At 71.0% G+C, this 23,089-nt stretch carries 20 protein-coding genes; 6 read left to right on the plus strand and 14 right to left on the minus strand.

From position 1 onward, the window contains the following. Positions 1-116: 116 nt before the first annotated feature. Together N5D62_RS09530 and N5D62_RS09535 are read right to left on the minus strand one after the other, a co-directional pair. Positions 117-2,279 carry a bifunctional diguanylate cyclase/phosphodiesterase gene (locus tag N5D62_RS09530; RefSeq protein WP_279757483.1) on the minus strand — a complete coding sequence of 721 codons (2,163 nt, stop codon included), beginning with the start codon at positions 2,277-2,279 and terminating at the stop codon, positions 117-119. Continuing rightward, positions 2,276-3,574: an HD-GYP domain-containing protein gene (locus tag N5D62_RS09535; RefSeq protein ID WP_279757484.1), complete on the minus strand. Its 1,299-nt coding sequence runs from the start codon at positions 3,572-3,574 to the stop codon at positions 2,276-2,278. The genes N5D62_RS09530 and N5D62_RS09535 overlap by 4 nt, the downstream gene beginning before the upstream one ends. A gap of 201 nt (positions 3,575-3,775) precedes the next feature. Between N5D62_RS09535 and pcaF the strand changes: the two genes are divergently transcribed. Further along, positions 3,776-4,975 (plus strand): 3-oxoadipyl-CoA thiolase, encoded by a 1,200-nt coding sequence (pcaF, locus tag N5D62_RS09540; protein ID WP_279757485.1) that lies wholly within the window; start codon positions 3,776-3,778, stop codon positions 4,973-4,975. A gap of 543 nt (positions 4,976-5,518) precedes the next feature. After that, positions 5,519-6,355 (plus strand): IclR family transcriptional regulator C-terminal domain-containing protein, encoded by an 837-nt coding sequence (locus tag N5D62_RS09545; RefSeq protein WP_279757486.1) that lies wholly within the window; start codon positions 5,519-5,521, stop codon positions 6,353-6,355. A gap of 164 nt (positions 6,356-6,519) precedes the next feature. On the opposite strand, the gene N5D62_RS09550 is transcribed toward N5D62_RS09545, so the two are convergent. The 3 genes from N5D62_RS09550 to N5D62_RS09560 all read right to left on the minus strand — a co-directional run bounded on the left by N5D62_RS09550 (position 6,520) and on the right by N5D62_RS09560 (position 10,003). After that, complete coding sequence (locus N5D62_RS09550) at positions 6,520-8,052, minus strand: 3-hydroxyacyl-CoA dehydrogenase (protein WP_347881810.1); 1,533 nt, start codon at positions 8,050-8,052, stop codon at positions 6,520-6,522. 125 nt (positions 8,053-8,177) lie between these two features. Beyond that, positions 8,178-8,984, minus strand: a complete 807-nt coding sequence (locus tag N5D62_RS09555; protein ID WP_279757487.1) for an enoyl-CoA hydratase-related protein — start codon at positions 8,982-8,984, stop codon at positions 8,178-8,180. Positions 8,985-9,097: 113 nt separating this feature from the next. After that, entirely contained in the window at positions 9,098-10,003 is a 906-nt protein-coding gene (locus tag N5D62_RS09560; protein WP_279757488.1) for a LysR family transcriptional regulator, read from the minus strand. Positions 10,004-10,141: 138 nt separating this feature from the next. Between N5D62_RS09560 and N5D62_RS09565 the strand changes: the two genes are divergently transcribed. After that, a complete protein-coding gene (locus N5D62_RS09565; RefSeq protein WP_279757489.1) occupies positions 10,142-11,089 on the plus strand; it encodes a DMT family transporter in 948 nt (315 codons plus the stop codon). On the opposite strand, the gene N5D62_RS09570 is transcribed toward N5D62_RS09565, so the two are convergent. The 8 genes from N5D62_RS09570 to def form a co-directional block, all read right to left on the minus strand. Beyond that, the gene (locus N5D62_RS09570) at positions 11,070-12,263 is read right to left on the minus strand and encodes a phosphoglycerate kinase (RefSeq protein WP_279757490.1); all 1,194 of its coding nucleotides are present in this window, start codon (positions 12,261-12,263) and stop codon (positions 11,070-11,072) included. The genes N5D62_RS09565 and N5D62_RS09570 overlap by 20 nt on opposite strands. Before the next feature lie 141 nt (positions 12,264-12,404). Next, positions 12,405-12,734 (minus strand): AzlD domain-containing protein, encoded by a 330-nt coding sequence (locus N5D62_RS09575; RefSeq protein ID WP_279757492.1) that lies wholly within the window; start codon positions 12,732-12,734, stop codon positions 12,405-12,407. Continuing rightward, positions 12,731-13,474 (minus strand): AzlC family ABC transporter permease, encoded by a 744-nt coding sequence (locus N5D62_RS09580; RefSeq protein ID WP_279757493.1) that lies wholly within the window; start codon positions 13,472-13,474, stop codon positions 12,731-12,733. The genes N5D62_RS09575 and N5D62_RS09580 overlap by 4 nt, the downstream gene beginning before the upstream one ends. 111 nt (positions 13,475-13,585) lie before the next feature. Continuing rightward, positions 13,586-14,362, minus strand: coding sequence for a DUF2807 domain-containing protein (locus N5D62_RS09585; protein WP_279757494.1), 777 nt, complete (start codon positions 14,360-14,362; stop codon positions 13,586-13,588). 180 nt (positions 14,363-14,542) lie between these two features. Further along, a complete protein-coding gene (locus tag N5D62_RS09590) occupies positions 14,543-14,956 on the minus strand; it encodes a hypothetical protein (protein WP_279757495.1) in 414 nt (137 codons plus the stop codon). A gap of 133 nt (positions 14,957-15,089) precedes the next feature. Next, entirely contained in the window at positions 15,090-15,935 is an 846-nt protein-coding gene (gene htpX, locus N5D62_RS09595; protein WP_279757496.1) for a zinc metalloprotease HtpX, read from the minus strand. Between the two features lie 132 nt (positions 15,936-16,067). Continuing rightward, complete coding sequence (fmt, locus tag N5D62_RS09600; RefSeq protein ID WP_279757583.1) at positions 16,068-17,024, minus strand: methionyl-tRNA formyltransferase; 957 nt, start codon at positions 17,022-17,024, stop codon at positions 16,068-16,070. Positions 17,025-17,038: 14 nt separating this feature from the next. Beyond that, the gene (gene def, locus N5D62_RS09605; protein WP_279757497.1) at positions 17,039-17,554 is read right to left on the minus strand and encodes a peptide deformylase; all 516 of its coding nucleotides are present in this window, start codon (positions 17,552-17,554) and stop codon (positions 17,039-17,041) included. Between the two features lie 255 nt (positions 17,555-17,809). Between def and N5D62_RS09610 the strand changes: the two genes are divergently transcribed. From N5D62_RS09610 to N5D62_RS09620, 3 genes are all read left to right on the plus strand, one after another. Next, on the plus strand, positions 17,810-18,940 hold the full coding sequence (locus tag N5D62_RS09610; protein ID WP_279757498.1) for a LysM domain-containing protein: 1,131 nt from the start codon (positions 17,810-17,812) through the stop codon (positions 18,938-18,940). A gap of 43 nt (positions 18,941-18,983) precedes the next feature. Next, entirely contained in the window at positions 18,984-20,111 is a 1,128-nt protein-coding gene (gene dprA / locus N5D62_RS09615) for a DNA-processing protein DprA (RefSeq protein ID WP_279757499.1), read from the plus strand. Between the two features lie 78 nt (positions 20,112-20,189). Continuing rightward, positions 20,190-20,642, plus strand: a complete 453-nt coding sequence (locus N5D62_RS09620) for a DUF494 domain-containing protein (protein WP_279757500.1) — start codon at positions 20,190-20,192, stop codon at positions 20,640-20,642. 72 nt (positions 20,643-20,714) lie between these two features. On the opposite strand, the gene N5D62_RS09625 is transcribed toward N5D62_RS09620, so the two are convergent. Beyond that, entirely contained in the window at positions 20,715-23,066 is a 2,352-nt protein-coding gene (locus N5D62_RS09625; protein ID WP_279757501.1) for a DUF1631 family protein, read from the minus strand. Between the last annotated feature and the right edge of the window lie 23 nt (positions 23,067-23,089).

The following is a 23,089-nucleotide window of genomic DNA, read 5'->3' on the forward strand; positions in this document are numbered from 1 at the left end:
TCGACGGCGGCCCTCGGCGCATTGTGCCGCCCTCGTGCGTCGCGCTGTGGAGAGGTCTCCCGACCCCGCTCAGGGTCGACCCCGATTCACGCCGGCCGAGCCCGGCCGGCCGGCGGTCAACCGCCGCGCAGCAGGTGCACCGACGCGCGGGCCGGGCGGGGCGTCTGCGCCGCCTGCGCGCGCGCGGCCTTCTCGGCCTCGGCCTGCGCGGCGATCTGGGCGTGGCGTTCCTCGAAGGCCCGCGTCTCCAGCGCCGGCGCGCACAGGAAACCCTGGTACTCGTGGCAGCCGCAACGGGCCAGGAAGTCGCGTTGCGCCTCGGTCTCGACGCCCTCGGCGATCACCTGCAGGTTCAGCGCGCGGCCCATCTGGACGATCGCGTTGACGATGCCCGCGTCGCTCGCGTCGCCGGGCAGCCCCTTGACGAAGCTGCGGTCGATCTTGAGGCGCTGGATGGGGAAACGCTTCAGGTAGCCGAGGCTCGAGTAGCCGGTGCCGAAGTCGTCGATCGCCATCAGCACGCCCAGTTCCGACAGCGCCTGCATGCGATGCAGCGCTTCCTCGGCGTCGCGCAGCAGCACGGACTCGGTGAGTTCCAGTTCCAGCAGCGACGGCGGCAGGTCGTAGGCCCGCAGCGCCTGCGCCACCTGCTCCACGAACTGCGTCTGCTGGAACTGCAGCGCCGACACGTTCACCGCCACCGGCACCCGCATGCCCTTCTGCAGCCAGGCCGCGGCCTGCGCCACCGCCTGCTGCAGCACCCACTGGCCGATCGCGACGATGAAGCCGCTCTCCTCCGCCACCGGGATGAACTCGGACGGCGGCACGTCGCCGCGCAGCGGATCGCGCCAGCGGATCAGCGCCTCGGCGCCGATCAGCTCGCCGGTCTCCAGCGAGACCTGCGGCTGGAAATGCAACCGGAACTCATGTTCCTGGAGCGCCTGGCGCATCGCGTGGTCGAGCCGCATCCGCGACAGCAGGTCCACGTCCTTGCGCGGCTGGTGGAAGCGGAACGCGCTGCGGCCGCTTTCCTTGACCCAGTGCATCGCGCGCTCGGCGCTGGCCAGCAGCTCCTCGGCGCTGGCGCCGTCGCCGGGGAACAGCGCGATGCCGATGCTGCAGGTCACCGTGAAGCTGAGCGTGTCGAAGCAGAACGGCCGCGACATCGCCTCCTGGACGCGCCGCGCCGCGTGCTCGGCACCGCGGGCGTCGGCCTGGTGGATCAGCAGCGCGAACTCGTCGCCGTCCAGCCGCGCGACGGTGTCCACCTCGCGCAGCGATTCCTTCAGGCGCAGCGCGACTTCCTTGAGCACGCGGTCGCCATAGGAATGGCCCAGCGTGTCGTTGATCTGCTTGAAGCGGTCCAGGTCGACGTTGAGCAGCGCGAACGGCGTCGTCTCGCGCCGGGCCATGGCCTGCGCGTAGTCGACGCGCTCCATCAGCGCGCGGCGGTTCGGCAGCCCGGTGAGCATGTCGTTGTGGGACAGCTCCTCGATGCGCTGGTGCGCGGCGAGTTTCTCGCTGAGGTCGCGGAACGAGTACACGCGGCCGATCGGCCGGCCCCGGCTCCACTGCGGCAGCGACACGCGCTCCAGCACGCGGCCGTCGATCAGCTTGAGGTTGTCGCTGGTGTGCAGCAGCGGCGATTCCTGGATCGCGCCCAGCCGCATCGCGTAGGCGGCGCCGTCGACGACGCTGCGCCGCATCCAGGCCTGCACGGCCTCGTCGTTGCGGTCGTTGAGCAGGTCCTCGGGGATGCCCCACAGCGACGCCAGCCGCTGGTTGAAGCTGCGGATGCGGCCGGCCAGGTCGGTGACCAGGATGCCGTCGGCGGTCGATTCGAGCGTGGCGCGCAATTCGGCGAGCAGCGTCTCGCGCTCCTCGTCATGCTGGCGCTGCTGGGTCTGGTCGCGCATCGCGATCAGCCACAGGCCGTCACCCTGCGGCTGCGCCACGTGGCTGATGCGGCGCGACACCCACAGCATGCGGCCGTCGCCGTGGCGCATCATCGTGTCGGTGTGCAGGCTCTCGCGGCGGCCGATCGCGGCGTCCATCCAGAACAGCGCGTCCTCCGGGGTCGAGGCCAGCGACTCCACGCTGCTGCCCACCAGGTCCTTGGCCGGCAGGCCGAACAGCTGCTGCGACGCCGCGTTCACCGCGACGACGCAATGCGTGCGGGCGTCCACGAGCCACACCGCTTCCTGCAGGCCGTCGATCAGCGGCAGGACGGCGGTGTTGAACGCCGGGGGCGTTCCCGTGGCTCGGGCGCTGAGGTTCACGCGGCCATCTCCCCGGGTGGCGAGGGCGGCGTGCAGGTCGGGCCGGCGGACTCGAAGAAATAGGCGATGCGGCTGCGCGGGCTGAGGTAGTCCAGCGAGGCGCGCGGCAGCTGCTGCGGCTTGACGCTGCGGCGGATGCCCAGGTCGGGCAGCTCTTCCAGGTTGAGCACCAGCGCCTCGTCGCGCGGCACCTTCGGATCGTGGACCATCACGCGCGGCTTGAGCGGACGCGACGAGTTCACCGCCACGACCAGCGCGTAGCGGTCGTCGGTCATCTGCACCGCGGAGCCCGGCGGATACACGCCCATCATCCGGATGAAGGCGTTGAGCATCGTCGCGTCGAAGCGGCTGCGCCCCTGCGCGAACATCAGCGACAGCGCCTCGTGCGGCGTCATCGCCTTGGAGCTCAGCAGCGGGTTGCACAGGCCGTCGAAGCGGTTGACCAGCGCGACGATGCGCGCGCCGATGCTCATGCGGTCGGCGTTGAGCCGCTGCGGGAAGCCGCTGCCGTCGGCATGTTCGTGGTGCTGCGCGATGATCAGCAGCGGTCCGGCGCCGACGCCCATCTTCTGGCCCAGCATCACGCCCTTGGCGACGTGCTGCTGGTAGGCGGCAACCTCGGCGGCGGTGAAGCTGTCGTCGCGGTGGCGGAAACGGGGCGTCAGCTCCAGCTTGCCGATGTCGTGCAGCAGCGCGCCCTGGCCCAGGTCGAGCATCTCGTCGCGGCCCAGGCCGAAGGCGCGGCCCAGCAGCATCGCGATCACCGCGACGTTGAGCGCGTGGGCGGTGGCGCGGTCGCCGGCGCCCTCGTTGAGCAGCCGGATGTTGATGTCGCCCTCGACCAGCATCTTGTCCAGCAGCGCGCGGGACAGCGCGGCGGAGCGGTCGCGGGCGTCGGTCGGCTCGCGCGGCACCAGGTCGATCAGGTCGCGCAGCGCGGTGGCGGCCTCGGCGTACTGGCGCTCGCACAGCAGCAGCGCCTCGCGCTGCTCGGCCAGCTGCCGGCGGTGACGCTCGCGAGCCTCGTCCTCGGCGGTGCGGTTCTCGGCGACGACCGCCGGCGCGGCGGCGGGGGCCGGCATCGGCGTGGCCTCCAGCGGCAGGTCGCTCTTGCCGGGGCTCCAGCGCACCTGCTTCAGGCCCAGACGGCGCAGGATCAGCAGCTGCTCTTCCGAACTCAGCTTGAAGCTGCTGAGCGGAAAGGGATGCGACATCCAGCCGAGGTCGAGATGGATGAACATCCCGACTTTCAGCTGGTTCACATCGATGAGCGGATCGGCCGATCTGTCCTTCATTCTTGTCGTTCCACGTCCGGGGTTCAGACGCCCTCGTCTGCAGCATCGGCTGCGGAGGGGCGCAACTTAAATGAAAAGCGCGTCAACCGTACGGCGTCGCGCATGTTCCCGGGGCGAGCGTGCAACTTGTCACAGGTTTTTCCAGGGGACCCCTATGATCCTCCGAACCACCCATTCTTATAGAGATTCAGGAGACTTTGCATGCATGCCTTCGTTTGCGACGCACAACGCACCCCGTTCGGCCGGTATGGCGGGGCGTTGTCGTCGGTCCGGGCGGACGACCTGGGCGCGGTGCCGATCCAGGCCCTGATGGCCCGCCACCCGTCGCTGGACTGGGAGGCGCTGGACGACGTCTTCTACGGATGCGCCAACCAGGCGGGCGAGGACAACCGCAACGTCGCGCGCATGTCGGCGCTGCTGGCCGGGCTGCCGATCGGCGTGCCGGGCGTGACGCTGAACCGCCTGTGCGGCTCCGGCATGGACGCCGTCGGCAGCGCCGCCCGGGCGATCCGCGCCGGCGAGGCCCAGCTGCTGATCGCCGGCGGCGTCGAGAGCATGAGCCGCGCGCCGTTCGTGATGCCGAAGGCGGAATCGGCCTTCTCGCGCGCCAATGCCATCTACGACACGACGATCGGCTGGCGCTTCGTCAACGCGGCGATGAAGGCGCGCTACGGCGTCGACTCGATGCCGGAGACGGCCGAGAACGTCGCCACCGATTTCGGCATCGAGCGCGAGGCGCAGGACCGCATGGCCCTGGCCAGCCAGACGAAGGCGCTGGCGGCGCAGCGCAGCGGCTTCTTCGACGCGGAGATCTGCCCCGTCACGATCCCCCAGAAGAAGGGCGACCCGGTCGTCGTGCGCCAGGACGAGCATCCGCGCGAGACCAGCCTGGAGGCGCTGGCCCGGCTCAAGGGCGTCGTGCGGCCCGACGGCAGCGTGACCGCCGGTAACGCGTCCGGCGTCAACGACGGCGCCTGCGCGCTGCTGATCGCCAGCGAGGAGGCGGTCGCCCGCCACGGCCTGACGCCGCGCGCCCGGGTGCTGGGCATGGCCAGCGCCGGCGTCGCGCCGCGCATCATGGGCATCGGCCCGGCGCCGGCCAGCCGCAAGGTGCTGGCGCAGGTCGGCCTGACGCTGGAGCAGATGGATGTCATCGAGCTCAACGAGGCCTTCGCCGCCCAGGGGCTGGCGGTGCTGCGCGACCTGGGCCTGCGCGACGACGATCCGCGCGTGAATCCCAACGGCGGCGCGATCGCGCTGGGTCACCCGCTCGGCGCCAGCGGCGCCCGCCTGGTGACGACGGCGATCAACCAGCTCCACCGGACCAACGGCCGCTACGCGCTGTGCACGATGTGCATCGGCGTCGGCCAGGGCATCGCGATCGTCGTCGAACGCGTCTGAACTCGACCCCGTTCGGTTCGAAACCGTCCTGACTTCAATAGTCAGACGATTTCGAACCGATCCTTACGACGGGCCGGTTGTACGACCTCATCTTGGTGCAGCGCGGGAGCGTTTGATCCGGCCCTCACCCATATCCTGAGGTTGGGGGCGATTAAAAAATAGTCATGGGCGCACGTAGGACCACGTAGGCGCCAATCGCACAGCCCATGGGATACTGACTCGGTTTGATGGCGCATACCGCTTCTATAGGTGGGGGTATGCGGTGACAAGCATGATGTCTGACTATTGACGGCCTGCTTAGCGACCACCCGATCGCGGTTTCGCACCCTTTTTCCCGCTGAACGCCCGATGACATGACCTGATCCAGGCCGTGGGGCGCACTGCGCGAAAAATGCACCAAAATGATGCACGACGGTGCGATTTGCGGACCAAAACATTTGCCCTGGCAAACATTCTTCACAGGGTTGTCCCTATAGTCGTGGACATCACCTGCTTACGCCCAGCAGATTTGGGCGTCAAACGCACGTCCTCCCCCTGTCCGCCATGTCCGCTGCTCGAGCCCACGATGAAGACCTGACCGCCCTGCCGGTCGTCGCCCCCTCCCCCGACGCTGAAGTCCGTACCGGTCCGCTCAAGCGCGACCTGGTCGCCGGCCTGGAAAAGGGCCTGGCCGTGATCGAAGCCTTCGATCAGGAACGTCCCCGCCTGACCATCAGCGAAGTCGCCGGCCGCACCGGCCTGACCCGCGCCGCCGCGCGCCGCTACCTGCTGACGCTGACCCACCTGGGCTTCGTCTCGCAGGACCGCAAGATGTTCGCGCTGACCCCGAAGGTGCTGCGCCTGGGCCAGAGCTACATGCATTCCGCCCGCCTGCCGCGCATCATCGAGCCCGAGCTGCACAAGCTGGCCTACGCGATGAAGGAAGCCTCGTCGGCCGGCGTGCTGGACGGCAACGACGTGATCTGCATCTCCGCGACGAGCGCGGGCCGCGTGGTCTCGCCGACGCTGCAGCCCGGCACCCGCGTGCCGGCCTACTGCACCGGCAACGGCCGCGTGCTGCTGGCCGCGCAATCGCAGGCCGATGTCGACGCCTTCATCGCCCGCCAGGAACTGAGCGCGCTGACCCCGCACACGATCACGCATCCCGAGCGCCTGCGCATCGAGATCGCCCGCGCCCGCGCGCAGGGTTACGCGCTGATCGACCAGGAGCTGGAGCAAGGCCTGCGCTCGGTGGCCGTGCCGCTGAAGAACTACAAGGGCGACACCGTCGCCGCGATGGCCATCAGCGTCCACGCGACCCGCATGAGCATGGAGCAGATGGTCGAGCACTGCCTGCCCCCGCTGCTGCAGGCGCAAGCCCACCTGCGCATGCTGCTCTGAGGCCGCGACGTCGTTCCGACGCCTCGATCTCCCAATGAAGAAGCGCCCCGCGGGGCGCTTTTTTCATGGACCTCGGTGTGTCGCGCCGGCGGGAGCCGGGGGCCCCGGGCCGATTTGGGGACTTATGAGGCCCGGGGCCCCCGGCTTCCGCTGGTGGTGCTCGATCAGGCCCAGTGGCGCTGCTTCAGCAAGGGGCTGATGCGATAGCGCTCGCTGCGGTAGCCGTCGAACAGCCCGTCGAGCGCATCCACGACGACCGGCGCGCCCAGCTGCGCGAGCCATTCGAACGGCCCGGCCGGGTAGTTCACGCCGAGCTTCATCGCAGTGTCCGCGCCGGCCTCGTCGCAGACGCCCTGCCAGACGGCATCGGCGCCCTCGTTGACCAGCATCGCGATCGTCCGGGCCACGGCCAGTCCGGGCACGTCGCGCAGCACCAGCGGCTCCCAGCCGAGGCGGCGCAGCAGCGTTTCGGCGTGGGTCTGCTGGACGTTGTCGACGCGCGGGCCGAAGGCGATCGCCAGGCCGTCGAGGCGATCCGGCGCCAGCGGCCAGTCGATCACCGCGAGGCCGGGTTGGCTGCGCTCATGCGCGAGCTGCGCCGCGGGGCGTCCACGCGTCAGGTGCAGCTGCATGCCTTCGACGGCGATGCCGTTCCAGTCCGCCGCCGAATCCCGCTCGAACGCGAGGCCGCGCGTCGTCATCCAGCCGCCGAGCAGCTCGACCAGCGCGCCCTGCCCCGCCAGCGTCACCGCGCCGATGTCGCCGTCGATGACCGCCACCGGCGCGGCCGCGGCCGGCGTGCCTTCATAGAAGCCCTTGCCGACCTTGCGGCCGAAACGCCCGCCGTCGACGAGCGACTTCTGCACCAGCGACGGCTGGTAGCGCTTGTCGCCGTAGTTGGCCTCGAAGACGGACTGGGTCACCAGAGAGTTGGTGTCGTGGCCGATCAGGTCCATCAGCTCGCAGGGGCCCATGCGGAAGCCCGCGCCGCGCAGCGCGCGGTCCAGCTGCGCGGGACTGCCGGCCTGTTCCTGCAGCAGCTGCAGCGTCTCGGCGTAGTACGGACGCGCGATGCGGTTGACGATGAAGCCCGGCGTCGACTTCGCATGCACCGGCGTCTTGCCCCAGCGCCGCGACAGCGCCTCGATCGCCTGCGCGGCGGAGGCGTCGGTCTCCGCGCCCCAGACCACCTCGACCAGCTTCATCAGCGGCACCGGGTTGAAGAAGTGCATGCCGACCAGGCGGCGCGGGTTCGCCATCCCGTTGGCCAGCGCGGTGATGCTGATCGACGAGGTGTTGGACGCGATCAACGCGTCCGGCGGCAGCAACGCGTCGAGCTCGCGCAGCAGCGCCTGCTTGGGCTCGAGCTTCTCGACGATCACTTCCACCACCAGCGCGGCGTCCTTCAGTTCCGCGGTCGAGCCCGCGGGCGCGAGCCGGTCCATCACCGCCTCGCGCTCGACGGCCTCCAGGCGGCCCTTGGCCACCAGGCCGTCGAGCGCCTTGCCGATCTGCGCGATCGCCGCGGCGGCGGCGCCTTCGCGCAGGTCCATCAGCTGCACCGGATGGCCGGCCTGCGCCGCCACCTGCGCGATGCCCGCGCCCATCACGCCCGCGCCGATCACCGCCACCGGCGCCTGCGCCGCGGCGGCGCTGGCGATGCGCCAGCTTCCCGTCGATTCCGTCATGTCCGTCATGTCCGTCTCCAAGGTCGTTCTCGTTGATCTCGATGCATGCGAGGCCTGCGATGCATGCGATGCGTGGGTCGCCTGCGAGGCCTGCGATGGAGGCCGCGGATGCGAGGCCTCCGGCACGTCGCGCCTCAGTCGGCGCCGTCTCTCGGCACCCAGGCCGCGGGCCGCTTGCCGAGGAAGGCGGCGAAGCCCTCCTTCGCCTCGGCGCCCATGCGCACCCGGGCGATCGTCTGCGCGGTCAGCTCGCGGACCTCGCCGTCGATCGGGCCGACCTCGAGCTGCCCGAACAGCGCCTTGATCTCGGCCTGCGCCGTCGGGCCGTTCATCAGCAGCTCGGCGATCCAGCGCTCGACCGCCGCGGCCAGGCCGCCGGCCGCGTCGCTCTCGACGACCTCGTGCAGCAGGCCGATGCGCAGCGCCTCGGCGGCGGGGATGCGGCTGGCGGTCAGCGCGAGCCGGCGGGCCTCGCGCGGTCCGACCGCGTTGATCACGTAGGGCCCGATCACCGACGGCAGGATGCCGAAGCGGGCCTCGCTGACGGCGAACTGCGCGCCGGCCGCGGCGACCGCGATGTCGCAGGCCAGCGTCAGCCCGACGCCGCCGCCCAGCGCGACGCCGTGCACCTGCGCGATCGTCGGTTTCGGGCAGCGGGCGATGCGGTCCAGCATGCCGGCGAAGCGGCGCGCGTCCGCGAGGTTCCAGTCCTGCGTCGCCTCCGACGCGCGCTTCATCCACTGCAGGTCGGCGCCGGCGCTGAAGGCCTTGCCGGCGCCGTCCAGCACGACGATCCGCACGGCGGGGTCCTGGCCCAGGCGCTCGAACGCGGCGTCGAGGTCCGCGATCATGGCCTCGTCGAAGGCGTTGAACACCTCCGGCCGGTTCATCGTCACGCGCGCCACGCCGCGCGCATCGGTCGCAATCTGCAGGGTGTCCACGAGGCCAGTCTCCGTTGTGCGTTGTCGTCGCCGGAGTATCGCAGCCCGACCGGTCGGTCGAAGAATCCCCCCGTGCGTCGTGGGCGACCGCCCGGCGCGCCCCGTCCGCCGGGTCAGCCCGGTCCGCCGTGTCCGCCGGGTGCGTCTTCCCAGACTTCCCGGACCAGCTCCCGCAGCGCGGCCAGCGCGAGGTCCTCGGGCCCTTCCTTCTGGAGCCAGCACAGCCAGGTCTCGTCCTGCCAATGCGGCCAGATCCGCAGTTCGCCGGCCTCGACCGCCGCCTGCGCCTGGTCCAGCCGCAAGACCGCGGCGCCCAGCCCGCTGGCGACCATGCCGCGCACGGCGGCCTCGGTCTCGGCCATCAGGCTGTGCGGCGGCTCGCGGCCGGCGCTCTGGAACAGCCGTTCGGCGGCGGGCCGCAGGCCGCAATCGGGTGGCGTGCCGATCCACGGCAGCGCCAGCAGCGCGTCCCGCGAGACCGGCCAGTCCCGGTCGGCGAAGCGGCGCGGCACCGCCACGGCCAGTTCCATGCGGCGCAGCCGTTCGACGACCAGGCCCTCGGCGGTCTCGCCGTCGTGCAGCACGTAGGCGCAATCGACCTCGCCGCGCCGCAGCGCCTGCACGCTGTGCAGCGACAGCCGCTGCATCAGCTGCAGGCCGATGCCGGGATGGCGTTCGGCCAGCTTGACCATCACGTCGCCCAGGCGCAGCGCGATCGGATCGGTGACCGTGCCCATGCGCAGCACCCCGCGCACCTCGCCGCGGATCTGCGCCGCGGCCTGGCGCAGCCGCTGGGCGGCGTCCAGCGTGCGGCGCGCCTCCTCGGCCAGCCGCTCGCCGGCGCCGGTCAGCGCCATGCCGCGCGAGCTGCGCTCGAACAGCTGCACGCCCAGTTCCTCCTCCAGCGCCTTGATCTGCGCGCTGACGGCGGGCACGCTGGTGAAGACCTTCTCCGCGGCGCGGGTCAGGTTCCGTTCGGCCACGACGGCCAGAAAGCTCTTCAGCTGGTACAGCTCCATGGGCCGCGATTGTGACGAGCCGGCCCGGCGGCCGCGTTCGGATTCTTCAAACGCCCCTTCCAAAGATGCACATGGACCGCGCGCGGGGCGGTGCCCAGACTGCCGTCTCATCGAAGTCTTGCGAAAGCGACCGACGCCATGTCTCCCTCCAACCCCTATGCCGCCACCGCGGCGATGCTGTTCGCCGCGGTCTCGTGGGGCAGCCTGTTCCTGGTCGGCAAGCCGGTGCTCGGCCGGCTCGACCCCATCTGGTTCACCGCCGTGCGCTACCTGCTGGCCGGCATCGGCATGACCGCGCTGGTGGTCGCCTTCGGCCAGCGGCCCTGGGCCAAGCTGCGCGCGCACTGGGGCACGCTGACCGGCTTCGGCGTGCTGGGCTACGGCTTCTTCGGCATCCTGGTGCTGGAGGGGCTCAAGCTCTCGCTGCCGTCGCACGGCGCGGTGCTGATGGCGACGATGCCGTTGACGACGATCCTGCTGCGCTGGCTGCTCGACGGCCATCGGCCGGGGCTGGGCGTGGCCGGCGCGGCGGGGCTGGCGCTGGGCGGCGTGGTGATGGTGTCGGGCGTGCTCGGGCGCGCCGACGGCCCGCCGCACATGCTGCTGGGCGACGCGCTGACGCTGCTGGGCACGCTGGGCTGGGTGCTCTACACCCGCGGCGCGGCCAAGCTGCCGGACCTCAGCCCGCTGGAGTTCACCGGACTGACCGCGCTGGCGGCGCTGCCGTGGCAACTGGGATTCGCGCTGGCCGCCACGGCGATCGGCTGGATCGAGGCGCCCGCCTGGAGCGACCTGACGCCGGTGGCGCCGCACCTGCTCTACATCGCGGCGGTGCCGACGGTGGCGGCGGTCGTCGCCTTCAACTTCGGCGTCCGGCGGCTGGGCGCGTCGCGCGGGACGCTGTTCCTGAACGGGGTACCGGTGTCGGCGCTGCTGATGAGCGTGGCGCTGGGCCAGCACCCGGCGATGCAGGAGTGGATCGGCGCGGCGCTCGTGATCGCCGCGCTGACGCTGAGCACCCGCGCGCCGACGGCCTCCCGGCCGCCGGTGGGCGCGTGCGCCGCGGTCAGCCCTGGGCGCGCTTAGCCAGGATCTCGAAGGCCGGCAGGGTCTTGCCTTCCAGCACTTCCAGGAAGGCGCCGCCGCCGGTGGAGATGTAGCCGACGTCCTGCTCGATGCCGTACTTGGCGATCGCGGCCAGCGTGTCGCCGCCGCCGGCGATCGAGAACGCGTCCGACGCCGCGATCGCGCGGGCGATGGTCTCGGTGCCGTGGGCGAAGGCGTCGAACTCGAACACGCCGACCGGGCCGTTCCAGACGATGGTGCCGGCGGCCTTGAGCTGCTCGGCCAGCAACGCGGCCGTCTTCGGGCCGATGTCCAGGATCAGGTCGTCGTCGGCGACGTCGGTCGCGGCCTTGACGGTGGCCGGCGCGTCGGCGGCGAAGGTCTTGGCGGTCACGACATCCACCGGGATCGGCACCGCGGCGCCGCGCGCCTTCATCGCCTCGATGACGGCCTTGGCCTCGCCGACCAGGTCAGGCTCGGCCAGCGACTTGCCGATCTTCAGCCCGGCGGCCAGCAGGAAGGTGTTGGCGATGCCGCCGCCGACGATCAGGCCGTCGACGTTCCTGGCCAGCGACTGCAGGATGGTCAGCTTGGTCGAGACCTTGGAGCCCGCGACGATCGCCACCAGCGGGCGCTTCGGATTGGCCAGCGCCTTGGAGATCGCGTCGATCTCGGCGGCCAGCAGCGGGCCGGCGCAGGCGATCTTGGCGAACTGCGCGATGCCGTAGGTCGAGGCCTCGGCGCGGTGCGCGGTGCCGAAGGCGTCGTGCACGAAGATGTCGCACAGCGCGGCCATCTTCCGGGCCAGTTCCTCGCTGTTCTTCTTCTCGCCCTTGTTGACGCGGCAGTTCTCGAGCAGCACGACGCTGCCCGGCTTCACGTCGACGCCGTCGACCCAGTTCGCCACCAGCGGCACGTCGCGGCCCATCAGCTCGGACAGGCGCTTGGCGACCGGCGCCAGCGAGTCCTCGGGCTTGAACTCGCCCTCGGTCGGGCGGCCCAGGTGCGAGGTGACCATCACGGCGGCGCCGGCCTTCAGGGCCATCTCGATCGCGGGGATCGAGGCGCGGACGCGGGTGTCCTCGGTGATCTGGCCGGCATCGTTGAGCGGCACGTTCAGGTCGGCGCGGATGAACACGCGCTGGTCGGCCACCTTGCCGGCGGCGATCAGATCGGCGAAACGCAGGACATTCATGGGAATGGGCTCGGAGTGGTTGGAAAGCGGCGGCGGGCCCACGGGGCCCGCCAAATCGGGGCGCAGCTTAACAGCCGGGTGGCCGGGCGCGGGTCCGGGCCGGTTACGAAACGCCGCCGGAACCGGGGGCTCAGTCCGCGCTCACCAGCCCAGGCCGAGGCGCAGCGCCAGCATCACCGCGGTGCCGCTGACGATGGTGCCCAGGATGCCGCGCTTCCAGAAGAAGTAGGCGGTGCCGACGGCCGCCGCGTACAGGCGGGCGTCCTTCCAGGTGTGGATCAGCTCGCCCTGCGTCATGACGATCTCCGGCACGATGACCGCGGCCAGCGCCGCCAGCGGCGCGTAGCGCAGGCCGTCGCGGACCCAGCCGGGCAGCGGGATCTCGCGGTCCGGGATCATGAAGAAGGCGCGCGTGATCAGGGTGATCGCGCCCATGCCGAGGATGCCCAGCACCGCTTCCCACGCGCTCATGCGGACCTCCCGGTCGAGGCGTCGCCCGGCGACGGCGGCAGCCATTTCTCCATCAGCAGCCCGACCGCGACGGCCGCCGCGATCGCCACCAGGATGTTCAACCGCAGCGGCAGCGCGTAGGCCGCGACCGCCGCGCAGCCGGCCACCGCGCCGGCGACCCAGGTGTTGCGGTCCTTGAGCAGCGAGTAGCTCAGCCCCAGCAGCGCCAGCACGCCGGCGAAGCCCAGGCCCCAGGTCGTCGGGGTGTGGTCGGCCAGCAGGATGCCGGCGATCGCCGGCACCTGCCACGCGAACCAGTTGGTCGCGACGCCGCCCCAGTAATAGGGCAGCTGGTTGGCCGGATCGGGCTTGAGCTCGGGGAAGCGCTTGAGGAAGGCGACGTAGTTGAGGTCGGCCGCGAAGTAGCCGATGAACAGCCGCTGCGCGCGGGGCAGCGGCTCGAAGTACAGGCGCCACTGGGCGCTGAAGATCACGAAGCGCAGGTTGACGCAGAAGGCGGTGGCCCACAGCACCCACAGCGGCGCGCCGCTGGCCAGCAGCGGCAGCGAGGCCAGCTGCGAGCTGCCGGCGAACACCACCAGGCTCATCAGCAGCGACAGCCCGACGCCCAGGCCGCTCTTGACCATGGCCACGCCGGTGACCAGGCCCCAGGCCGAGATGCCCAGCGTGATGCCGAGCATGTCGCGCGCGCCGCGCTTGAATTCGGGGTGGCGCGCCAGCGCCGAGAGTCCTTCCGCCATGGACGCGATTGTCGGCGGGCCGGTCCGGAAACGAAGCGCCCCTCGCACGCCGGGGCGTCGAGGGGCGTCCACAGTGCGCCCACCCCGCGGGGTGGCGGGCGCGTCGGCCGGTCAGCGTTCCTTGAGCTTGCGCACCGAGCCGGACCCGGCGTTGGACAGGCTGATCTCCGGGCTGCCGAGGTAGGCGACGTCCCCGGAACCGGCGATGCGCACGTCGAGCCGGCGCAGCGCCTGCACCGTCACGTCGCCGCTGCCGGCGATGCTGACCTTGGCCTCGTCGACGACCAGGTCGCGGGTCTTGACGTCGCCGCTGCCGCGCACCGACACGGTCAGGCCGGCGGCCTTGCCGTGGACCAGCATGTCGCCGCTGCCGGCGACGCTCAGCGAGACGTGGTCCGCCTCCAGGCCCTGCATGCGCAGGTCGCCGCTGCCGGCGATGCTGGCGTCCAGGTTGCCGGTCTTCATCGGCTCGACGCGGATGTCGCCCGAGCCGGCGATCGACAGGCCGCGCAACTGGCGCATGTCCAGCGTGATCGTCGGCGAGCCCTTGGCGTTGAGGCTGTAGCCGCGCTTGGCGGTGATCTCCAGCGTGCGGCCCTTGCTGCCGTCGACGACCTTGGTCTCGATGTAGCTCAGCAGGTTGCGGTCGGTCTTGACCTCGACCTTGTCGGCCCCGGCCTGGCGGACCAGCACCTTGAAGTCGCCCGACAGCGCCACGGCGTCGAAGGCGCCGACATCGCGGGCATCGGCGGCGACGTCGCCATTGCCCTCGACGCGCTGCGAGCTGCCGAAGGTCAACGACCAGGCGTTGGCGGTGCCGGCGACGGCCAGGCCCAGCGCGGCGGCGGTGAACAGGCGGCGGGCGGCACGGAAGGACGTTGTGGTCATGAGCGATCTCCTGATCTTTCGGATGATCGCATCTTCGTCGTGGCGCCCGTGCCCGGCGACCCCGGGATGACGAACTGCGCCATCCCCGGCATCAACTGCGCGGCCATCCGATGGTCCGATCGAACCAGGAAGGCGCTCGCGATCACGCGGCGGCGCGGCGCGCGGCACCGCGCCGGGCGCTCAATGGCCCTTGGCCGGCGCCTTCTCGCCGACCTGCCCCTTGGCGGTGCGCGGCGATTCCTCTTCCTCGTCGGAGGCCGCAGCGCCAGGCCGGCTGGCCTGCGGACCGGCCACCAGCGGGCGGGTGCCCTCGAGCTTGTTCTCGCGCATGTACTCGTCCATCTCGCGCCAGCCGTCGTAGACCGCCGCCTTCTGCGCCTTCGGATTGAGGGCGTAGCAGTCCTCGATGGCGCGCAGCGCGTTGCGGCAGGCGCCGCCGATGGCCTTGCCCTCGGCCACCTTGGCGGCGGCCACCTTGGCCGGATCCTCGATGCCGAGCTGGTCGCAACCGGCCAGCAGCGCGCCGGCGCCCAGCAGCGCCGCGATCAGCGCGGGGCGGACGGTCACGGTCAGGGAGCGGGGGAAGGCCTTCATGGGATCCTTATCGGCCGGCGGCGCCGGGGGCTTGAACGGGGCTCGGGACATTGTCCGCGTCCGGCCGACGCGCCGATCGAAACAAAAACACCGCCCGAAGGCGGTGTTTCCCGGTTCCGGCGCGGCCCCGCGCTCAGCGGCGGGCCATCGCCATCAGGCGCTCGATGCGTTCCTCGGTCGACGGGTGGGTGCTGAACAGCCCCCGCAGCCCGCCGCCCGACAGCGGATTCATGATCATCATCTGCGCCGTCTCCGGATGGCGCTCGGCGGTCTCCAGCGGGATGCCCTGCGCGTAGCGGTGGATCTTGTCCAGCGCCGAGGCCAGCGCCTGCGGATCGCCGGAGATCTCGGCGCCGCCGCGGTCGGCCTCGAACTCGCGGGCGCGGCTGATCGCCATCTGGATCAGCGAGGCCGCGATCGGCGCCAGGATCGCCACCAGCAGGCCGACGATCGGGTTGGCCGGGCGGCCTTCGCTGTCGCGCGGGCTGAAGAACATCGCGAAGTTGGCCAGCATCGAGATCGCGCCGGCCATCGTCGCGCTGACCGTCGAGATCAGGATGTCGCGGTGCTTCACGTGCGCCAGCTCATGGGCCATCACGCCGCGCAGCTCGCGCTCGGACAGCACGCGCACGATGCCGGTCGTCGCGGCGACGGCGGCGTGCTGCGGATTGCGGCCGGTGGCGAACGCGTTGGGCGCGTCTTCCTGGATCAGGTAGACCTTGGGCATCGGCAGCTGGGCGCGCTCGGCCAGCTCCTTGACCATGTTGTAGAACTGCGGCGCGCTGCGCTCGTCGACCTCCTGGGCGTTGTACATCTTCAGCACCAGCTTGTCGGAGAACCAGTAGCTGAAGAAGTTCATGCCCACCGCGACCACCAGCGCGATCAGCATGCCCGTCTGGCCGCCCAGCACGGAGCCGATCGCCATGAACAGCGCGGTGATGGCGGCCATCAGGATGGCGGTCTTCATCAGGTTGAACATGCAATCACTCCTCGAAAAATAGCGGTCGGAACCGCGAACCCCTGCATTGCCGGACGGTACACCGTCCAGGTTGTCCCACGTGACGGCGAGGCCGGCCCGTTCAAGCCGGTTTCGCCGACGCTTCAGTGAGGGTTAAGCGAAACGGGCGCCGGCCGCCAGCGGCCGCGCCTGCAGGAAGGCCGCGGCCGGCAGCCGCTTGCCGCCGGCGCGCTGCAGCTCGGTCAGCCGGACGCTGCCGGAGCCGCAGGCGACGACCGGCCCCGCCGGCGTCACCGCCAGGACCTGGCCCGGTTCGCCCAGCGAGCCCGTCGCCTCGACGACCTCGGCGCGCCAGACCTTCAGCGATTCGCCCTCGAGCTGCGCGACGCCGCCCGGGAAGGGGTCGAAGGCGCGCAACCGGCGCGCGATCTGCGCGGCGTCGTCGCTCCAGCGGATCTGGCTTTCGGCCTTCTCGATCTTGTGGGCGTAGGTGACGCCCTCTTCAGGCTGCTGCACCGGATGGAAGCCGCCACGGGCGGCGAGTTCGAGCGCCTCGACGATCAGCCGGCCGCCGAGCGCCGCCAGCCGGTCGTGCAGCGACGCCGTGGTGTCCGACGCCGCGATGGCCAGCCGCTCCACCAGCAGCATGTCGCCGGTGTCCAGGCCTGCGTCCATCTGCATGATGGTGATGCCGGTCTCGGCGTCGCCGGCCTCGATCGCGCGGTGGATCGGCGCCGCGCCGCGCCAGCGCGGCAGGATCGAGCCGTGGATGTTCAGGCAGCCCAGGCGCGGCAGGTCCAGCACCCATTGCGGCAGGATCAGCCCGTAGGCGGCGACGACCAGCACGTCGGGACGCGCGTCGACGAGCGCCTGCCGGCCGGCCTCGGCCTCGTCGGGGAACTTGCCGTCCAGGCGCAGGCTGCGCGGCTGCGCGACGGCGATGCCGCGCGCGGCCGCCAGCTGCTTCACCGGCGAGGCCTGCAGCTTCATGCCGCGGCCCGCGGGGCGGTCGGGCTGGCTCAGCACCAGCGGCACCTCGAAGCCGGCGTCCAGCAGCGCCTGCAGCGCGACCGCGGCGAACTCCGGCGTGCCGGCGAAGGCGACGCGCAATCCGGACGAGGCCATCAGCGGACCTTGGCGTCCTCGCGCGCCTTCTTCACCAGCTTGGTCTTGATGCGCTCGCGCTTGAGCGGGCTGAGGTACTCGACGAACACCTTGCCGGCGAGGTGGTCCATCTCGTGCTGCACGCACACGGCGAGCAGGCCTTCGGCATCGAACTGGAAGGTGTGGCCGTCGCGGTCCAGCGCCTGCACGGTGACCTTCTTGTGGCGCATGACCTTGTCGTAGATGGTCGGCACGGAGAGGCAGCCCTCCTCGCCTTCCATCATCTCGTCGCTGGTGGCCACGAGTTCCGGATTGATCAGCACCAGCGGCTGGTTGCGCTCCTCGGAGACGTCCATCACGAGCAGCCGCTCGTGCACGTCCACCTGCGTGGCGGCCAGGCCGACGCCGTCGGCGTCGTACATCGTTTCCAGCATGTCGTCGGCCAGCGCGCGGATGCGGTCGTCGACCGCGGCCACGGGCTGGGCCACCGTGTGCAGGCGGGGATCGGGGTATCGAAGAATGGAGAGTTTCGCCATGGTGGGGACGCGAGGCGCCGTGGTTGCTGTGGACAGCGCACAACGCCTGTTTGTAAGGGCTTGCAAGGGAGGGCGGGCACCTTCATTGTGGGTGCCCCTGAACCGGGGCAGAATCGCCGCCAGCGAGTTGGTCGATTTTCGCCGATTTGGCGGTCAGTCCGGCCCTCGTCACAAAAGCGCCATTGGCCACGAGAGGCCTTCGATCTCGGCGCGGGAGAACAAGGAATGACGCAAATGCGGCCGTTGGGCTTGACGATGATTTCTGCTGCCCTGCTGGCCGGCCTGGCCGCCGCGCCGTCATTCGCCGCGGGGAACTATCCGATCACCCCGGAGCAGCGCCAGACGGCGCAGCAGGTGTCCCAGGCGGGCGTCCCGTTGTCGGAGCTGGCGGCCAACGCCCCCGACACCTACACCGTCAAGGCCGGCGACACGCTCTGGGCGATCTCGGGCCTGTTCCTGAAGAGTCCGTGGCGCTGGCCCGAGCTCTGGGGCATGAACACCGACCAGATCCGCAACCCCCACCTGATCTACCCGGGCCAGGTGCTGATGCTGGTCAAGGCCGACGGCCGCGCCCGGCTGCAGGTCGGCCGCGACGTCGGCAACGGCGGCGTGCCGGGCGGCACGGTGAAGCTGTCGCCGCGCGTGCGCTCGGAGTCGCTCTACGACGGCTCCATCGCCGCCATCCCGCAGCACCTGATCGAGCCCTTCCTCAACGAGGCGGTGGTCCTGAGCGGCAATGAACTCGAGGCCGCGCCGCGGGTCATCTCGGCGCAGGAGAACCGCGTCTGGATGTCCAAGGGCGACCTGGCCTACGTCCGCGGCACGCTGCCGCCGAACGAGGACGCGTTCCGCGTGTTCCGCGAGCCGCGCCCGCTGCGCGATCCGGTGACCAAGGAAGTCCTGGGCTACGAGGCCGCCTATGTCGGCACCGCCGACCTCACCCGCGCCGGCAGCGGCGCCGGCACGGCCAAGGAAGTCCCGGCCACGCTGACGATCACGCTGGTCCGCCAGGAAGTGCAGCCGGGCGACCGCCTCGCCCCGGTGCCGCCGCGCGGCTACACGAACTACGTGCCGCATGCGCCGTCCGGCGCGATCGACGGCCACATCATCTCGATCTACGGCGACGCGATCACCGCGGGCCAGAACCAGATCGTGGCGCTGAACAAGGGCAAGCGCGACGGCCTCGAGCGCGGCCACGTGCTCGCGCTGTGGCACACCGGCCGCGTCGTCCGCGACCCGACCACCCCGCGCCGCGAGGAAGTGAAGCTGCCGGACGAGCGTCATGGCCAGCTGTTCGTCTTCCAGGTCTTCGACCGGGTCTCGTATGCGCTGATCCTGTCGGTGCAGGAACCGGTGGTCCCAGGCGACCGCTTCACCCAGCCGTAAACAAGGCGGCTCTCCGGATCGGGTCGCAGTCAGGACCGCACGGATGAGCCCCGACGACCTGCGCGACTGGCTCCACCTGCTGTCCTGCGTCTCGCGCGGCGCCGCCCGGCGGCTGCTCGCGCGTCACGGCAGCCCCGGCGCCGTGCTCAAGGCCGGACGCGCGGGCTGGAGCGGCGCGGTCCCGCGCGAGGAAGCGGACCTGCTGGCCCTAGGGCCACCCGAGCTCGACCGCCTCACCCGCCGCACCGAAGCCTGGCTGAACGGCGGCGAGCGCCGGTCCATCCTGCTGATCGGCGACGACGACTATCCCAATCCCCTGCTCCAGACGGCCGATCCACCGCTGATGCTCTACCTGGATGGCCGGCGCGAGTTGCTCAACACGCGCTGCGTCGCCGTCGTCGGCAGCCGCCGTCCGAGCCCGCAAGGCGACGAGAACGCCCGCTACTTCGCCGCCGGCCTGGGCGAAGCCGGCTTGTGCGTCGTCTCCGGTCTGGCGCAAGGCATCGACGGCGCGGCCCACGAGGCGGCGCTGAACACCGCCGGCGGCACGATCGCGGTGCTGGGCACCGGGCCGGACAAGGTCTACCCGCTCGAGCATGAGGAACTCTCCCGCCATGTCGCCCGCCGCGGCCTGCTGGTGAGCGAGTACTTCGTCGGTACGCCGCCGATGGCGCCCAACTTCCCGCAGCGCAACCGGATCATCGCGGGCCTGTCCGAGGGCTGCCTGGTCGTCGAGGCGGCGATGAAGTCGGGCTCGCTGATCACGGCCCGCCAGGCGTCCGAGGCCGGCCGCGAGGTCTTCGCGGTGCCCGGTCCGATCCATGCGCCGCAATCCAAGGGCTGCCACCACCTGCTCAAGCAGGGCGCCTGCCTCGTCCAGGAGCTGGACGACCTGCTCGCGGAGCTGCCGGCCGGCGGGCTCCCGCGCAGCGAGGCGCTGCCGCTCGCCGCGGAACCGGCGGTCCCGGCGTCGCCGTCCGGATCCGTCGTCGACGATCAGGATCACCCCCTGCTCCGGGCGATCGGCGCGGACACCGTGTCGCTCGAACAGCTCGCCCAACGCAGCGGCTGGGCGCAGGACGAGCTCAACGCCACGCTGTTCGATCTCGAGCTGGAAGGTCGTGTCGCCCGGCTGCCGGGCGCCCTGTTCCAGCGTCGGCGCCGGACGTGAACCATCCGGGAATTTCCGCGCCGCGGACCGTTCATTTCGGCGGGAAGGGCTTTGGACCCCTGCGGTATAGTGCCCGCCATGTTTGACGTGCTCGTCTATCTGTACGAAACCTACTGGCGCCCCGACGCCTGTCCGGATCACGCGCAACTGACCCGGAAATTGTCGGCAGTCGGCTTCGAGGATGACGAAATCCGCGACGCGCTGTCCTGGTTGGACGGCCTGGCCGCCTCGGCCGCCTCGCACCACGGCGAACCCGGCGACCGCAGCCTGCGCGTCTACACCCGCGAAGAGCAGGACCACCTCGGCGAGAGCTCGATCGGCTTCATCAGCTTCCTGGCGTCGGCCGGCGTGCTGCCGACCGCGATGCGCGAGATGGTCATCGACCGCGCGATGGCGATCCCCGGCGGCCCGCTGGACCTCGAGGACCTGAAGATCATCGTGCTGATGGTGTTCTGGAGCCTGGGCGAGGAGCCCGACGCGCTGATCCTCGACGAGCTGTTCGTCGCGCCGGAAGAGCGCCTGATCCACTGACCGTCCCGACGGCCCCGCGCCAAAAGGAAAGCCGGCCCCGCATCGCGGCGCCGGCTTTTTTTGTCGCTGCGATCAGGCCAGCAGGCGGCTCGGATCGACCTCGAGTTTCGCGAGCGCGTTGCGCGTCGCCTTGACGGTCAGCGACTCGTCCTGCGCCGGCAGCATCAGCCCCGCCTGCAGGAACGCGGCCAACCGGCTCAGCTGGAACAGCACGCCCCGCCCGTGCGGCGAGACGAACAGGATCAGGTGATGGCGCAGCCCGCGCCAGACCAGTTGGACCGGCTCGACCCGGCCGCGGTAATCGAGCATGTACCAGCTGCCCACCTGCAGCTCGCGCGCCCAGGCCACCATCGCCGGCGACGGCGTGGTCCCGCCCTCGGCGACGACCTCCAGTCCTTCGCACTCGTGGGTGGACAGGTCGCGCACCAGCGTCTCGTTGATCTCGCCCTCTTCCGGCGACGGCAGCATCGCCTCGAGCGTCTCGAGCTGGCTCATCAGGTCGTCCAGCCGCTCGCGCGGGATCGCCGCGGTCTTGGCGGTGAAGGCCGCGGCCAGCGCGTTGTTCAGCGACCGGATGTGTTCGTCCTGCCGCTCATGGCTCATGCCCGCGTGGCCCATGCCGTCGCGCAAGGTCTTGAGCAGCGGCGGCAGGCGGCGGATCACCTCGGCGCGGTCCTCGCGGGACACCTTGGCGCTCGCCGACCAGATCAGGTCGGCGGCCGCGCGCTTCATCGCCTTGGTCTGCTCGGCCTGCGGTCCGTAGCGCACGCCGGTCACCGCCAGCACGTCCGCCCAGACCTGGAACAGGAAGTCGCGCACGCCGTCCTGCACCGGCACCTCGGACAGCATCTTGCGCAGCTCGATCGTGTACTGGATCGCCAACGTCTCGCGCTGCTCGACCTGCTGGGCCAGCGAGACGCCCTTCTTCGAGACCTCGTTCTCCTGCTCGAAGTAGTGGTCGAGGAATTTCTCGAACTCGGTCAGCACCGTCTGGAAGACGCGCCGGCCGGTGTCCGGATAGGCCTCGACGACCTGCACCACGCGCTTGATCTCGCGTTCGAGCGCGTCGCCGATCTCAGCGGTCGAGGTGCTGAAGCCCATCACGCAGGAGCCCATCCGGTCGATCAGGCGGCGCGCGGGGTGGTCGTCGGTGGCGAAGAAATCGGGCTCGCCGACGGCGACCCGCAGCACCGGCATCTGCAGCCGCGCGAACCAGACCCGGATCGCCGGCGGGATGCGCTCTTCCTGCAGGATCGCCTGGAACAGCAGCGCGACCAGCTCGATCGTGGCGCGCTCGGCCGGCGTGTCGGCGGCGGACTTCAGGACCTGCTTCAACGCCTGGTTGCGATGGCGGATCTCGTCGAGCGCCTGGGGCGCGGTCAACTGCTGATCGGCCGTGGCGACCTGGTCGGCGCGCCGCTGCACCGCTTCCTGCGCGTGGTTGATCGCGGCGCTCAGGCGCGGCGATCCGGCGCGGGTCACCGGACCGCCGGACGGCGCGGCGGGCAGGCCGCTGCGCGTGGCCGGGCCGGGCGACGGCATGCCGGCGGGACGCGCGGGCGCCTGCGCCAGTTCGGGCACGTGCCGCGCGAGCACGCGCTGCAACTGCGCCATCACCTGTTGCGCGGACTGGCTCGACGGCGTGCCCACGGGCCCGGCAGGCTGGGCCGCGTGGGCGCCCGTCGCGGCCGGCGCGATGCCGCCATGCGCCGGTCCCGCGGGACCTTGCGCCGGACCCAGCGGGGCCGCCTGCGTCATGCCGCCGGCCGGCGCGTTGCGCCGGATGAAGGGCCGCAGGTCGACCTCGGGCATCACGCCCTGCTGGATCAGCCAGTGATTGGCCTCGTGGTAGGCCTCGTTCAGCAGTTGGGAGAACTCATGGTGCAGCCAGCGCTGCAGCATCTGCCAGACCGAGCTGCTCAGTCCGGCCTCGAACCAGGCGTCGAGCACCAGTCGCGCCAGCACCTGCGCGCGCAGCAGGTCCTGCTGCGCCAGGTCCTCGATGCGCTCCAGCGACTGCATGCGGTTGCGCAGGTCGCTGAACTCCCAGCTGGCCTTGTCCATCATCGCCAGCGCCAGGCGCGACGCGATGATCTCGCGCTCGATCGTGTCGTCGCTGACGAGCGACAGGTTTTGCGGCCGCGAGGACAGCGAGGCCGAACGCGAATCGCCGGCCCCGTGGTGATACGCATGCCGCAGCGACTTGCCGAGCCGCGCGTGCCAGGGCGTCGCGGCGCGTTGCCAGGCCTCGTACGCGTCGCGCCGGGCCATCTGCAGCGAGTGCTCGGCGGGCTGCGCGAGCAGGTCCTGCACCGCCGTGGTCAGCACCGCCACCATGGCGGGCAGCCCTCGCAGCAGCACCTCCGTGTGGACGCGCCGCGCTTGCGAAGCCAGGGCCTGGGATCTTGCGTCGGCGGCGGTCATCGAGCGTGAGATTGAGGAGTGCG

Source organism: Mitsuaria sp. GD03876 (assembly GCF_029840635.1).
In the GTDB taxonomy this organism is placed as follows: domain Bacteria; phylum Pseudomonadota; class Gammaproteobacteria; order Burkholderiales; family Burkholderiaceae_C; genus Roseateles.